We start from the raw sequence: 12,748 nt of genomic DNA, 5'->3' as shown, positions 1-12,748 counted from the left end.
ATACTAAGCGGTGCGCGCCCGGTCCATCTGCTCGGCGACAAATCTGCCATATGCCTTGAAATCAAAGGTGCGCTCGAACAGGCGCCGGCCGGCGCTGGCAATCGCTCGTCGTTCGGTCTCGTGAGCGGCGTAATAGCGGATCTTGTCGATCATATCGTCGAGATCGTCGAAACAGACGAAATGCTCGTACTCGCACGCCCCACCGGGTAGCGCTAGCGCCCGGATCGACGGACTGCTCAAACAAAACGCCGCCAGCAGCCACAGCTCCCAATGCCGATGCGTAAATTCGCCAAGGCCATCGAGGGCGAGGTTGACCCGCGACTCGCGAATCGTTTCAACATAGCGCTCGGCATCGACGGCCGGCACAGCTACATCGGCCGCGACGTTCGGATCGATGTCATGGCCCTGAATCCCGCCGATCGCATCCAGCTCGGCTGCCAGCACATGGCGCCAGGCTGCCGGCCGCAGGCGTGAGCTTTGGGTACCGTAAAAACATACGTCGTGACGGTACTCGACACTCGGTTCGGCATAGCCGAACGCAGCAGGATCGAGGCGGGCCACATTATGGCGGCGCGAGGGAATCAGCGGACAGGCCAGCCAGGCCAGCCGGATTTTGTCGCGATTGCGATCGGCGATCGGATACCGGTTCAAATCCGCGTAGTGCTCTCGCTTAAACACGACACCGAAACAGTCGAGACAGGCATCATCGACCATAAAGCCTGCCTCGGGATTGCTGATGAAAAACGCCTTGGGCAGCCCGTCGATCCCAGCGATGAAATCGAACTCGCGTACGTTGCGGCCTTCGCCCGACGAATCCGACTTGCTGCATACGATTAGATAATCAAAACGCTTGGCCACATCACGAGCATGGCGCTGCAGCCAGTCGAGACTGGCCTCAGTGACGTTGAAACTGGCGTGCAACGCCGAACGCATGAAACCGCACTGCCCGCGCAGCTTGCGATAGCGGTTTTTCTTACGCCGCAGACGCGTGATAGGTCCAGCACCGAGATCCGGATAGTAACGACCGATATAGAGAACTCGAGCCATGCGCTTTATGGCCAAATAGCGATTGATGGCGCCCGATGATAGCGGATGTTCGAGCAACGGCTGCCAGCGGCCAACGATGCCCTGGTCACAATCCGACCGCGTGGCGGACATGATCCCAGGCTCGACCGTCCGCCAATTCACCCTGCTGCCATTGCTTCCAGGCCAGATCGCGACACCAGACATGCCGGTCTGGGCGCACCGCTGGTGCCTCGAGCGCGTGGCTTGCCATAGGCCAGGCCATCGATCCCGGCCCTTCGACCACCACTGGCACCCCGGCCAGTACCGACTCTACACCGGTGGTCGAACTATAAGTCACGACCTGGCCGGCAGTCGCCAGTTCGGTCGCCAGATCGTGGCGCGACGGCTCGGCCTCGGCCGGACAAGGCGTGGACTTGAGCGGATGCGGACGATAGACCACCTGCTTGCCGAGCGCAGCCAGGCGCGCAGCCCGATCGGCGGCCCACTCGGTCACATCGATACCATCGAGGGAGATATCCCCCGGTACCTGCCCGATCAACAACACCCGATCCGACGAGTGCGCCTGCCATGGCGCAAGCTGATGACCGAAATAATGGGCAAACCGCTGCCCCTGATCCGCCGCGCCAGCGAACCGTCCCCGCCGGTTGAGCCCATCGAATGCCAGACTCGCCCACTCCCGCCGGGGCTGCAAAAAGCCGCGTTCAATGATCAGCGCATGTTGGCCGTTGGCCCGCAGGCGCTCGAATAGAGCCGGTTCGTGCCAGCCCCAGAAAACATGCACGTCGGCATCGAGCGGTTGCCCCGCCCGGTATAAGCGCGTTTTGATGCCATGTCGACGGAGCCCCCGCCGTAACGCAACGGACCAGCCAATCTTTTCCTTACGCCGCCGATAGCGACGGCGTGACCGCGCCGTCCACGGCCATTTATCGGGATACGTATGAAAACAAACCGAAATCACGATAACCGCCTGATTGAAATCGAAACCTGACTTAGGGGTGTCGATGAGTCCTACGCATCCACGCTAGGCGTAGTTGCATGGCGGCTCCATTCCGCGCCACCCCGGTCATTGAACCGCCAAGCGCGCTCAGACGCGGGATAGCCGACATGTTTCCCATCACCGGGCTTGGTGTCTTCGAGGTAGAGCAACCGAAAAAACGCCACCCGAGCGCCGCACGCTTCGCGGTACTCAAGACCGGCCACCAAAGCGCCGGCTGCCCCGCAAGATTCAAATGGCGCGCTCCCTGACGTTGCAGCCTAGCAGGCCTCACTCAAAAATACGTAAAACAACGAATTACGAATGTTTTCGGGCCGCGGCGCTACAGACCATACTGCGGGCTAAGGCGCGTCAAGCCTTCCTATACAGAAAGACCATGGCGGCAAGACCAGGCCCAATCCGCGCCGCGCGGTCATTTCTGCGCGAGCGGGCCACAACGCTTGGGTGGCTGCCCTGTTGCTAATTTGTTGGGCGCTCTGCGGCGTTACCAGCCTGATCGTGGCACACCACGAGCGGCGACTCGTGTTTGGCCGGACACGAGGGTCGGTCTCTAACGCGGCGGGCGAACAAAACCTCGCCAGGCCTTAGGGCCTGTCGAGGTTTCGAGCGAGTCCGCGCCAAGGCGCATCAGAAACGGACCGTTGCGCAGCCGTCTGCTTATGCGACCGAGGCCCTGCCTGGCCACCCCAGGCGGGCACATCAAAGCCCAAGGCGTGTTTGGGGCCCCGCCCTGTTTTAGCGATCGGTATCGGCCGACGAGCCCTGTACGATGTCTTCGAAATAGGCAACGACCTGCGCGACATGCCGGTCGTAATCGAAGACCTCATAGGCCACGCGACGTGCCTGCTCGCAGAGGTATCGATAACGCGCCCGGTCACGGGTCAAATCCAGAATAGCCTGCGCGGCTGCCTCTGGACGCACCGCTCGGGGTGGACTGAGACCGTCGTCATAAGGGTCATACATATAGGGGGGTAAGCCGACCTCCGAACCGCCCAGAGCGACATACGCCTGCAGATCCAGCTCCGGCCGCAGGACCCATCCGGTTTCCTGATGGCGCACGATTTCCGGCAAGCCGTCCACACCGCTAGCCACCACCGGACAGCCACAGGCCATTGCCTCCAGCGCGACGCCGCCGAAAGACTCGCGAAGCGGCAAATGCAACAGACAGTCGATACTGGAATAGAACGCCGTCATATCATCGACCAGTCCGGCAAAAACGACCGAATCGTCGATTTCCAGCTGCTGCACCAGAGCCTGTAGCGATGCCTGCGCAGGCCCGGTACCGGCAATCAGCAGACGGGCATCGATGCCTTGCCGGTGCAGATGGCGCAAGGCGTGCAGAGCCAGTGCCACGCCTTTCAGGCCGACCAGGCGCGCAGCCACACCGATCGTCAATGTCTTCGATGGCCGCTGGTCGCGAGATGACAGGGTACGTCCGGCCACCGTCGGTCGCAGGGCATTGCGACAGACTCTGAGCTGGCCTTTGTAATGCCAACGCAGTTCGAGCATCCGTTGACTGGCGGTCGAGTTCGAGATCGCATACGGCACGCGGGCAAGCACCTCGGCTTTGCGTGTTTCGCTGCCAGCAGTCCAGGACGAGCCGCGATCCCAATACACACAAGGCCGATCGTTAATCAAACGCACGGTTTCTAGATGGCCTGCAATGCCGTTCCATAACACGACCAGATCCGCCGAAGAGCGAGCCAGTATTCGTTTGAGATGCCAACGACGCACGGCCGCCGGCTTGCGTGGCAAATGAATACCGTGGCGATAACGATCAAAATGAATTGTGTCGCAGTATTCGTTCAGTTCGGCCCGAAAACTGTCGTGTACGGCATAGCCCCGGAGCATCACATCGTGTGTCAGGTCCATCATTTCGGTCGAGCGACGCACAAACGCCAGAAACTGGTGCTCGACACCGCCGACGGCTTCCAAATTCACGCAGTGCAATAAACGCATATCAGAAGACTGTGCTGTACGGCCCAAGGTGATCGGCGCGGCCGTTAGGCATCACCTGACAGACAGCGTTCGATGAATGTGCCGTGGGCACGAAAATCGTAGTGCGCCATGAACCGATCATGGCCGGCCTGGGCGATACGCTCTCGGGGTTCACGATGCTCGGCATAAAAACGAATTTTATCGATCAGGTCGTCATGATCGTCATAGCAGACAAAATGTTCGTTCTCGCGCGGCTCGCCCGGAAGCGACAGCTCGCGTATCGAAGGGCTGCTCAGACAAAACCCGGTAAGCAGCCATATTTCCAGATGGCGATGCGAAAACTCGCTGGTGCCCTCCAGCGCCAGATCGACGCAGGCATCGCGCAGGGCATGCTGAAACGCCTCGGGTTTTAGCTTCGGCCCGGCGATCGTCGGTGCTACATCCGGCGCGATATTGTGCGGCTGGATACCGCCGCTGGCGCGCAAATCCGAGGCCAGGATCCGCGCCCAGGCACGGGAGCGCTCCGGCGAACTCTGTTTGCCGGCGAAAAACACATCGTTTTTGGGCTCCGGAGCAGGCGCGTCATAACTGTAATCGGCCACCCGGATGTGATCGATGTTATCGCGACGCGTCGGTACCAGTTGGCAGCTTAGCCAGGTCTTGCGAATCTTGTCTCGATTGCGGGGCTGCAGGTTGTAACGCTCGAGATCGCGGAACGGCTCGCGCTTGAAGACCACGTCGAACCGATCCAGACACTGATCGTCGGGCATGTAATCAGCACGCTCATTACACAGGAACAATGCTTTGGGCCGGGACGTGATATCGGCCAAACCATTGAACTCCCGCCAATGCCGGCCCTGGCCGCTCGAATCAGCCTTGCTACAGACCACGATGTAGTCGAAGCGATCGGCAAACGACCGACCTCGTCGCATGAGATCGTCGAGTTTGATCTCGGTAACTCGAAACCGGGAGTGCAAGGCCGCTCGAAAAAAACCATCCTGGCCGCGAAATCGCTCGCGGTGCGATTTGTCGCGCCGTTTTTCCTCGCGCCGAGTCAGCCCTTTGTCGGGATAAAAACGATCGACATACAGGACTTTCTTATATCCACTCCACCGTCGCCAGCGCAACATGAATTCTCCTCGACTACAGCCCGGCTAACGGAGCAGCGTCAGACGCTCATCCGATTCGATCAGCAACAACGCACGCCGCCGTTCGGCGTCGAAGTCGTGATCGGGCGACATCGGCCGCGTAGGCTGACTGGCCGAATGAGAAGCGCCAAAATCGAAGCCATAGATATTCAGACGCGCACAGTCCGAGGCGGCCAGCAAGTCGATCGCCTTCATGCCGGTGGACGCGGTCTTGCCCAGTTCACGCGCCAGATGCCGATCGCGTGCTTTTGAAAAGATATGCAGCCGGCCGGAGGCGAACATCCAGGCCGGCATGTTACGCATCATCTTGGCCCGGCGGCTGACCCAAATAATACGCTGTATACCGCGTGCTTTGGCTGTTTCCCGGCTGATTGGCAAGCCGGTCACCACCCAGTCGGTACGGCTGCCATGTGAATGCGCCGCGACCAGAATCCCTCGATTACAGCGCACCACGATATCGGCAGCATCGATCGCGCGCCCATAATCGCGCTCGGCCAGCGAGGCCGCGTTACCGACCAGCGCAACGTGCTTGCCGGTCAGTTCCTGTAATAGACGCCGTTCCGAAACAGTACGACGAACCACGCGCCAAAGCCGGCCGGCCAAGCGCTGGCGCCGGCGCATCCAAGTCGCCCGGCGCTTGGCCCGCTTTTGCAGATCCGCCACCTTGGCCGCTAACGCTGCATCGACCGGAGCAGTGACAATCACACAGTATTCGCGCGGCGTATTTTCGATCGTCTCGGCATGGCCGAACACAGCAGCAATCCGCTCGCGCCACCATTCGGCGTCATGCACGCTGGCGAATTCGTTTAGGCCATCGACCAACGGGCCGGCCGAATAGCGGGTCGCGATGCGAAACACGCCGAATGAAGCCACTCGATGAGCCGCATCCAGGGCACGCGCAACAGCGGCCTCGTCGAGCCAATGCAGGACCCGGTCGCTGGCCACGAGCGTACTTCCAACCTCGGCGTCGTCGGCCTGCTCGCCACTCCCATGAGCCTCGAAGCCCTGCTCGACTAAACGCGTGGCCTCTAAAGAGTCCGCCACGGCGCGCACCCAGTCGGGCGCATCGCCAAGCGCGTGCTGATACAAGACTGGATCGGGCCTAAACATGGGCAATACGCGCGTACAGCGCCTGGTATGCATCGGCCATGCGCGCCACCGAAAAACGCACCGCGGTGCGCCGGCCTGCGGTGCCCAGAGATCGTGCCAACTCGGGCTCGTCCTGCAGACGAGCGATCGCATCGTACAAGGCGTTTGGGTCGCCGGGCGGCACCAACAAACCGTTGTAGCCGTCATCGACGAACTCCGGCAACCCGTCGACCGCCGAAGCCACCACCGGCAAGCCGGCACGCATCGCATCCAGCGCGGCCCCGCCGATGCCTTCGTGGCGCGATGGCAATACGAACGCATCGGCAGCGGCCAGGTAATCGCCGACGTTGTCGACGAAACCGGCGAATTCGACGTTGGCCAACCCGTTGGCCTGGCGTTCGAAGACTTGGCGGTCACGACCGGCCCCGGCCAGCACGAAATGCATGCTTGGCCGCTGCGCCGCAGCCCGGCGCGCAGCTTCGATCAGATGCGACTGTCCTTTCTGGGCATCGACCAGCGCCGCAACATTCAGCACCACGAATGCATCGCCCCAGCGTTTACGCAAGGCCCGGGCACGCGTCGGGTCGACCGGCAGGTCAGACAGTGCGCTATAGATGGTCGCCACATCGCGATTGGCATAGTCTGCGATTTCCCGCGCCACCGAACCGGCAACGCCGACACAGGCCGCCGCATCGCGATAGATGGCGCGGGTGACCACACTCGCGCTCGGCCGCTTACCGATACGGCGCGTGACGATATAGGGCGTACCGGCCACGCGCGAGCGCAACCAGGCCAGCTGCGCAGCCCGGGTTTCGTGGGCATGTAGCACCGCCCCTCGCACCGCCGCCAGGTGCATAGCGAACGGCTTGCGAACAGGCACGATCTCAAGATCCGACAGATCGGCCAGACGCGCAGCAAGTGGCTGGCCTCGCCGCGCCACCAGGCGCTGGGCCACGCCGCGCCGCGCGAGCTCGCGAATCAGCAATTCGGTCTGGCGTTCCCCGCCTCGATAACCGCGCGCTAGATTGAGGTGAGCAATTCGACTCATGAGCTTTCGTAGGCGAGCGCCGCACCATTGCGTTGCGCTCAGGCCCGTGTCTAGACCGCGCCCAATACCATTCGGACGAGCTCCGAATGATCGTCGCGTGCCAGCCCGCGATAGGGCGCCGTCTGTTTATAGCCCTCTGGCGGGAACAGGAAACTGGTCGGCGTGACGAACTGGAAAAAACCGACGAGGCGCGGCTGGCCGCCCTGTTGTACGCGGCTGCCATAGTGGAAACAGCGGCTGGTGTCGGCCAACACGGCAGTACCAGCGGCACCGGTGACTTCGTGCTGCGGCTCGCGGCCGACCACGCGATCAGCGACCTCGTCGCTCACGCGATAGCCCTTGCGGCCGTAGGTATAGCCGATCGACGCCCGCAGCTTGTCCGAGGCCTCGGCTTCCATGAGCGTCAGGGGGCCGCTCGCGGTATCCACGTCGCTGGCGTAGATGAAGATCTTGAGCTGGGTCGTATCGTCCCAGTCGCAGTGATAGAGCTGGCTGGCGTGATGCTGTGACGGAGCATTATCGGATTTCCAGACATCGATCTTGGCCAGTACCGGCACCACGCCCAGATAACGGGCAATCGCCGCGATCACATCGTCACGCAAGGCAAAGCGCAAAAATGGCGAGTCATCGCTGAGATGGGCCGCATCCAGATAACCCTGCTGCAGGAAATCCTTATTCCCCGGGGTGATCTCGGATTCACGCGCGGCGATGATCTCGCGCGCGGTACCGACGATGTCATCGACTTCTGGGAACGTGCCCGGAGGCAATACGGCAAAACCATCCCGGTGCGGGATCTCGTGGCTGTCGTTCGACGCCGCGAGCTCCTTGGCCAAGCGCTGGCGCGCGTCCAGCGGCGCCCCCTGCTTGGCACCGAGACGCGCCGCATACCACTGGCGGCGCCTGGGCGTGCCTTTGACGAAATAATTCCACAACGCCTTGTTATGGCCTTGCTTATTGGTTCGAAACAGATTTTTCATATCACCAACCGGCCACCGCCTCGTGTTGAATCACTGGGTCTGTCGACACCGACGCCGATTATAGAAGATCGATCGCAGGTTACGACCCCGGGGCACGGCGCGTCGTGCGGCAGAGATTCAGGTTCGCCAGCCCAGCGCCATGGCCGCGCGCCGCAGATTCTGGCCGAAACGCTTGCCCGGCGGATCAGAAAAACGGCGCGCCTCGTAGCGGAACACGCCTGAATGGTCATCGTAATAGCAGTGTCGATGGTCGACGATCTGACTCTGCCAGTCCGAGGCCGAAACCCGCCAGTGGTGGTCAGGCTTGCGCCGACCGCGCTCGGCCGCGATCTGGCGTACCGCTAGACGGCGTTGCAACTGCTCCGGGTCACGCGCCCGAAAATGCTGCATGACGATCCGGTGTGCGGCCAACGGCCCGCGGGGGGTCGGCCAGTGCTCGCCGCCACACCAGCGTAGCTTCGGATGGTGACGCATGAAGCGCAGCTCCTCGTAGGCAGCCCGATAATAGCGACGCCGCTCGTGGATCGGGCGCTGACGATCGGCCAGGCTCTCCTGGCCCGCCTGCCAGGCCGACCAGTCGACATCGGTGTATTCGTAGAACAAGTTGATCGCGTTCACGCGACATTCCAGCGGCGACAATGCTGCGAGAAAGGCTTTCGGATCCTGCGGATAGAACTCGTCCCCATCGAGCCGGCACCACCAGTCGTCGGTGCTGGCTTCACCGAACAGACGCTGGAACGGGATCATGCGCAGATCGTTGTGGAATGCCCCGGTATAGCGGCCAATGAACTCGATTCGATCTGGATGCGCCGCCGCCACGGCCTCGACCTCGGCCACGGTATCGTCGTCGCTATCGTTGTCGAGCACCGCGATGCGATCACACCAGGCCAGTGCCGCGGTCAGGGTTTGACCGATAATATCGCCTTCGTTTTTCACCACGGTCAGGCCGAAAATCTTCATCGCGCTCCCTTGTCTACACGCCACGGCCTGACCGCCGGCGGCCGCGGCTGCTATTCTCGTGCGGCTTCGCGCTTTGGGCGAAGTTTCGTTCACCATGCTACCCGACGCGACCATGGACACAGTCAAGATCTTCGGCGCCGGCTCGATCGGCAATCATATGGCCCACGCGGCGCGCTCGCTCGGCTGGTCGGTGGATATCTGCGACCCCGATCCGGCGGCGCTCAAGCGCACGCGGCACGATATCTACCCCGGCCGCTACGGCGCCTGGGACGAGGCGATCGGGCTGTACGATCCGGCCGATGCGCCGAGCGGCCACCACGACCTGATCATCATCGGTACGCCGCCGGATGCGCATATGCCTTTGGCGCTGGCCGCCATTGACGAGGGCCCGAGCGCCATTCTGATCGAGAAACCGGCCAGTACCCCGGTCTCCGAACTCGACCGCCAGGTGTTCGAACGCGCCCGGGCGGCTGGAGTGCGTGTGTTCGTCGGCTACGACCACGTGGTCGGCCTTGCAACCCGGCGCTTCGACGCACTGGCGAGCGCCGAGACCGCTGGCACCGTGGCCACGCTGGACGTCGAATTCCGCGAATACTGGGGCGGGATCTTCGCTGCCCACCACTGGCTGGATGGACCGGCCGACAGCTATCTCGGCTACTGGCGACGCGGCGGTGGCGCGCTGGGCGAACATTCGCATGCCCTTAATCTTTGGCAGCACATGGCGCATGTCGTCGGCGCCGGGCGCGTTGTCGAAGTCTCGGCGCTGCTCGATATCGTCTCGGATGGGGCTGCCGAATACGACCGGCTGGCAGCCCTGCACCTGACCACCGAAAACGGGCTGCGTGGCCGGGTGGTTCAAGATGTGGTCACCCAGCCCACGCGCAAATGGGCGCGCCTGCAGGGCAGCACCGGTTTCGTCGAGTGGGTCGCCGGCTATGCGCCGGGTGCCGATGCCGTTATCCACGGCTCGGGGAGTACAGAAGCCCAGACCGAGAGTTTCACCAAGAGCCGGCCCGACGATTTCATCGCCGAACTCGAGCACATCGCGGCCCACGTGCAGGATGGCTCGGCCTCACCGCTAGAGCTATCGCGCGGGCTGGATACCATGATGGTAATCGCGGCCGCCCACCGCTCGCACCGGGAACGACGGGTCGTGCGCCTCGATGAAGCCGAACCCTACGACATCCGCGGCATGGCTGGCGCCTGAGCGCGTCACCGCAAGACAACAAGAGGAGCGCCCGTATGCGTCAATCCTATGATTTCAACGACCTGTTCGTATTCGAGATGGCCAACAACCATCAAGGCGACGTCGAGCACGGCCTGAGGATCATTCGCGAAATGGGCGCCGCCGCCGCCGAATATGGGGTGCGCGCGGCGATCAAGTTCCAGTTCCGGCAACTCGATACGTTCATCCATCCGGATTATCGCGAAGCCAGCGAACCCAAGCATATCCAGCGGTTTCTATCGACCGAGCTGTCGCGCGACGAATTTCAGACGATGTTCGATGCTGCCCGTGCCCAGAATCTGCTGACTATGTGCACGCCCTTCGACGAAGAGTCGGTGGAGGTCATCGAGGAGATAGGCTTCGACATCATCAAGGTCGCTAGTGCCTCCTGTCAGGACTGGCCTTTGCTTGAACGGATTTCCGAGGCCAATTTACCGGTGATCGTGTCTACCGGCGGCCAGGACATCGCCTCGATCGATAATATCTCGAGCTTCTGCCATCACCGCGGTATCGATCATGCGCTGATGCATTGTGTGGCGTTGTATCCGACCCCGGACGAGCACTGCCAGCTCAACCAGATCGATCGCCTGCGCGAGCGCTATCGCAATACCACGATCGGCTGGTCGACCCATGAGGATCCCGGCGACACCGATGTCGTGATCGCGGCCTATGCCAAGGGCGCGCGCATGTTCGAAAAACATGTCGGCGTCGTCGACGGCCCGGTCACCCAGCTCAATGCCTATTCGGCCGATCCGGAGCAGGTTCGGGCCTGGCTCGCGGCGTATAAAAAGGCCGTGGCGCTGTGCGGCGACGATACCCGCGAAACTCGCCATACCCAGGCCGAACGGGATGCCCTGGCGGCTCTACAGCGTGGCGTCTATGCCCGCGAACCACTGGCACCGGGCCAGCAGCTGACGATGGACGATGTCTTTTTCGCCATGCCCTTGCAGGCGGGGCAGCTGACCTCAGGCCGCTTCAAACCCGGCACCGTGGTCGAGCAGGCCGTGACCTCCCAGGGCGCGGTGGCCTACGCCAACGTCGATATCCCCAGCGACCCGGACCGCAAAGTGATCCAGTCCTCGCTGCATCAGATCAAGGCGATGCTCAACGAGGCCCGGATACCGTTGAACTCGGACTTCAAGGTCGAGTACTCGCATCATCACGGGGTGGAGAATTTCCGCGAGGTCGGCGCGGTGCTCATCGACGTGGTCAATCGCAAGTACTGCAAAAAGATCGTGGCTCAGTTGCCGGGCCAGTATCATCCGGCCCATTTCCACAAGCTCAAAGACGAGACATTCATCATCGTTCACGGCACCCTGCATCTCGAGGTGGATGGGCATCATAAGGTGCTGTCGCCGGGTGAGACCGCAGTCGTGCAACCGGGGGTCTGGCATCACTTTTGGACCGAAACCGGCGTCATCTTCGAAGAAATCTCGTCTACCCATAAAAACGACGATTCGTTCTATAAGGACAAACGCATCAACCGCATGCCACGCAGCGCGCGCAAAACGATCGTTGACCACTGGGGCCGCTTTACCCTGCGTGATGAGGACGAGCCGGAAAGCGAGATCTGGCCCCCGCAGCGGCGGGCTGCGGAAGCCGAGGCATCGGCCGAGTCCGATCGCGATGCAGCGATCAACGGCTGACCGGTGGCTGCTGTGATCAAGGCCGTGGTCTTCGATTTCGACGGCACGCTGGTGCTATCGAACCGGATCAAGTACGACGCGTTCTACCAGACCGCCGAAGCCCACGGCCTGGACCGGGAACGGGTGATGGCCCTGCGCCATGCCCATCCCGGGTTCAACCGCCATGAAATCTTCGCCGAACTATCGCGCCAGCTACGGGCCGAGGGTTTTGCCGATATCCCCGACGGCACGACATTCGTGGCCACCTATGCCGATATCGTGACCCGCGAAGTCACGCGCTGTGCCTGGGTGCCGGGGGCCGAGGCCGCGCTGGATAGCCTGGCTGCGCGGCGACTCGCGTTATTCATCAACTCCGCAACACCAAGCGACGGGCTGCTGCCCATCGTCGAACGACGCGGTATGCGCGCTCGTTTCCAGCTGGTTCTAGGCGGCCCGGACAGCAAAATCGCGAATCTGAATCGCATCGCGCAACAGACCGGCCTCGCACCGGAGGCCATGGTCATGGTCGGCGACGGTGAAGACGATCGCGTGGCTGCAGCTGCGTTCGGCTGTCATTTTGTCGGCGTCGAGTTCGAAACCGAGGCTCATGGCCGCCCGGCCCACCGTCTTACGGAAAAACCCCGGCATCTCGTCTCGGATTTGGCGGGCGTGCCTGAGCTCATTGATTCGATCACAGCAGACCACAGCGCAGGCTAAT

11 protein-coding genes are annotated in these 12,748 nt (G+C 62.1%); 3 read left to right on the top strand and 8 right to left on the bottom strand.

All coding sequences use genetic code 11. The features are described 5' to 3' along the window. Positions 1-3 precede the first annotated feature (3 nt). The 8 genes from V5738_RS05650 to V5738_RS05615 form a co-directional block, all read right to left on the bottom strand. Positions 4-1,047 (bottom strand): glycosyltransferase family protein, encoded by a 1,044-nt coding sequence (locus V5738_RS05650; RefSeq protein ID WP_423823436.1) that lies wholly within the window; start codon positions 1,045-1,047, stop codon positions 4-6. An 85-nt stretch (positions 1,048-1,132) separates the two neighbouring features. Continuing rightward, a complete protein-coding gene (locus V5738_RS05645; protein ID WP_423823435.1) occupies positions 1,133-1,807 on the bottom strand; it encodes a hypothetical protein in 675 nt (224 codons plus the stop codon). A gap of 948 nt (positions 1,808-2,755) precedes the next feature. Further along, positions 2,756-3,979: a glycosyltransferase family 4 protein gene (locus V5738_RS05640; protein WP_423823434.1), complete on the bottom strand. Its 1,224-nt coding sequence runs from the start codon at positions 3,977-3,979 to the stop codon at positions 2,756-2,758. 44 nt (positions 3,980-4,023) lie between these two features. Further along, positions 4,024-5,088, bottom strand: a complete 1,065-nt coding sequence (locus tag V5738_RS05635; protein WP_423823433.1) for a glycosyltransferase family protein — start codon at positions 5,086-5,088, stop codon at positions 4,024-4,026. Between the two features lie 24 nt (positions 5,089-5,112). Next, complete coding sequence (locus V5738_RS05630; protein ID WP_423823432.1) at positions 5,113-6,216, bottom strand: glycosyltransferase family 29 protein; 1,104 nt, start codon at positions 6,214-6,216, stop codon at positions 5,113-5,115. Then, positions 6,209-7,243, bottom strand: coding sequence for a glycosyltransferase family 4 protein (locus tag V5738_RS05625; RefSeq protein WP_423823430.1), 1,035 nt, complete (start codon positions 7,241-7,243; stop codon positions 6,209-6,211). Before V5738_RS05625 ends, V5738_RS05630 begins: the two co-directional genes overlap by 8 nt. Before the next feature lie 50 nt (positions 7,244-7,293). After that, on the bottom strand, positions 7,294-8,220 hold the full coding sequence (locus V5738_RS05620) for a hypothetical protein (protein ID WP_423823429.1): 927 nt from the start codon (positions 8,218-8,220) through the stop codon (positions 7,294-7,296). 117 nt (positions 8,221-8,337) lie between these two features. After that, positions 8,338-9,180 (bottom strand): glycosyltransferase family 2 protein, encoded by an 843-nt coding sequence (locus tag V5738_RS05615; protein ID WP_423823428.1) that lies wholly within the window; start codon positions 9,178-9,180, stop codon positions 8,338-8,340. 112 nt (positions 9,181-9,292) lie between these two features. Here V5738_RS05615 and V5738_RS05610 point away from each other — a divergent pair, with 112 nt between their 5' ends. The 3 genes from V5738_RS05610 to V5738_RS05600 are packed head-to-tail and all read left to right on the top strand — an operon-like array spanning position 9,293 to position 12,747. Beyond that, positions 9,293-10,387, top strand: a complete 1,095-nt coding sequence (locus V5738_RS05610) for a Gfo/Idh/MocA family protein (RefSeq protein ID WP_423823427.1) — start codon at positions 9,293-9,295, stop codon at positions 10,385-10,387. 35 nt (positions 10,388-10,422) lie between these two features. Next, on the top strand, positions 10,423-12,051 hold the full coding sequence (locus V5738_RS05605; RefSeq protein ID WP_423823426.1) for a D-lyxose/D-mannose family sugar isomerase: 1,629 nt from the start codon (positions 10,423-10,425) through the stop codon (positions 12,049-12,051). A gap of 3 nt (positions 12,052-12,054) precedes the next feature. Then, positions 12,055-12,747: an HAD family hydrolase gene (locus V5738_RS05600; protein ID WP_423823425.1), complete on the top strand. Its 693-nt coding sequence runs from the start codon at positions 12,055-12,057 to the stop codon at positions 12,745-12,747. Position 12,748 lies beyond the last annotated feature (1 nt).

Source organism: Salinisphaera sp. SPP-AMP-43 (assembly GCF_049568105.1).
In the GTDB taxonomy this organism is placed as follows: Bacteria; Pseudomonadota; Gammaproteobacteria; order Nevskiales; family Salinisphaeraceae; genus Salinisphaera.
This window is presented reverse-complemented; position numbering and strand designations above follow the sequence as displayed.